We start from the raw sequence: 1,833 nt of genomic DNA, 5'->3' as shown, positions 1-1,833 counted from the left end.
TGAACGGCGGATTTGCCTACCGTTCGCCCTACAGGCTTACACCAGTACAACCACTGACTGGCCCAGCTACCTTCCTGCGTCACCCCATCGCTTGGCTACTACCAGATCAGGTCCCACGCATCCACCCGCCCCCGCACACCCGAAGGCGTGAAGTAAGCGAGATTCAGGGTGGTTAGTGTCACTGATTCACCATGGGCGCGGTTACACGGGTACGGGAATATCAACCCGTTGTCCATCGGCTACGCCTGTCGGCCTCGTCTTAGGTCCCGACTCACCCTGGGCGGATTAACCTGGCCCAGGAACCCTTGGTCATTCGGCGGACGAGTTTCTCACTCGTCTTTCGCTACTCATGCCTGCATTCTCACTCGCGCAGCCTCCACACCTGGATCACTCCGATGCTTCCATGGCTGCACGACGCTCCCCTACCCACCCACACACCTGGCTGAACCCTCGCAAGGGAACAGCGGGCTATTGTGTGAGTGCCGCAGCTTCGGTGGTGTACTTGAGCCCCGCTACATTGTCGGCGCAGGATCACTTGACCAGTGAGCTATTACGCACTCTTTCAAGGGTGGCTGCTTCTAAGCCAACCTCCTGGTTGTCTTCGCGACCCCACATCCTTTTCCACTTAGTACACGCTTAGGGACCTTAGCTGGCGATCTGGGCTGTTTCCCTCTCGACTACGAACCTTATCGCCCGCAGTCTCACTGCCACGCTCTCACTCACCGGCATTCGGAGTTTGGCTGATTTCGGTAAGCTTGTAGGCCCCCTAGACCATCCAGTAGCTCTACCTCCGATGAGAAACACGTGACGCTGCACCTAAATGCATTTCGGGGAGAACCAGCTATCACGGAGTTTGATTGGCCTTTCACCCCTACCCACAACTCATCCCCTCAGTTTTCAACCTAAGTGGGTTCGGTCCTCCACGACGTCTTACCGTCGCTTCAACCTGGCCATGGGTAGATCACTCCGCTTCGGGTCTAGAACACGCCACTACACACCTTGCGGTGATACGCCCTATTCGGACTCGCTTTCGCTACGGCTACCCCACACGGGTTAACCTCGCGACATGCCACTAACTCGCAGGCTCATTCTTCAAAAGGCACGCCATCACCAGCCATGACGAATCATGCACCAGCTCTGACGGATTGTAAGCGCACGGTTTCAGGTACTATTTCACTCCCCTCCCGGGGTACTTTTCACCTTTCCCTCACGGTACTAGTCCGCTATCGGTCACCAGGGAGTATTCAGGCTTATCGGGTGGTCCCGACAGATTCACAGCAGATTTCACGGGCCCGCTGCTACTTGGGAATCCACAACGACAGTTGCAATGTTTTCGTCTACGGGACTCTCACCCTCTACGACAGGCCGTTCCAGACCACTTCGACTAACACCACAATTTCTCACTGTCGGCCGATCCGGCAGAATCGACAATGCAAACCCCACAACCCTCCATACGCAACCCCTGCCGGGTATCACACGCACAAAGTTTGGCCTCATCCGCTTTCGCTCGCCACTACTCACGGAATCACTATTGTTTTCTCTTCCTGTGGGTACTGAGATGTTTCACTTCCCCACGTTCCCTCCACACACCCTATATATTCAGGTGCAGGTAACACGACATCACTCGTGCTGGGTTTCCCCATTCGGACACCCTCGGATCACAGCTCGGTTGACAGCTCCCCGAGGCTTATCGCAGCCTCCTACGTCCTTCATCGGCTCCTGGTGCCAAGGCATCCACCGTACGCTCTTCATTACTTACAACAAAGATGCTCGCGTCCACTGTGCAATTCTCAAACAACACACACAACCCAGACTCACAGCAGCACCAGCCAC

Annotated in this window: 1 rRNA gene (running past one end of the window); it reads right to left on the bottom strand. The window is 55.8% G+C overall.

From position 1 onward, the window contains the following. Positions 1-1,761 (bottom strand): 23S ribosomal RNA (locus R4P57_RS26730) (it extends 1,491 nt beyond the left edge of the window). Positions 1,762-1,833 lie beyond the last annotated feature (72 nt).

Source organism: Rhodococcus sp. IEGM 1330 (assembly GCF_033142445.1).
Classification (GTDB): domain Bacteria; phylum Actinomycetota; class Actinomycetes; order Mycobacteriales; family Mycobacteriaceae; genus Rhodococcoides.
This window is presented reverse-complemented; position numbering and strand designations above follow the sequence as displayed.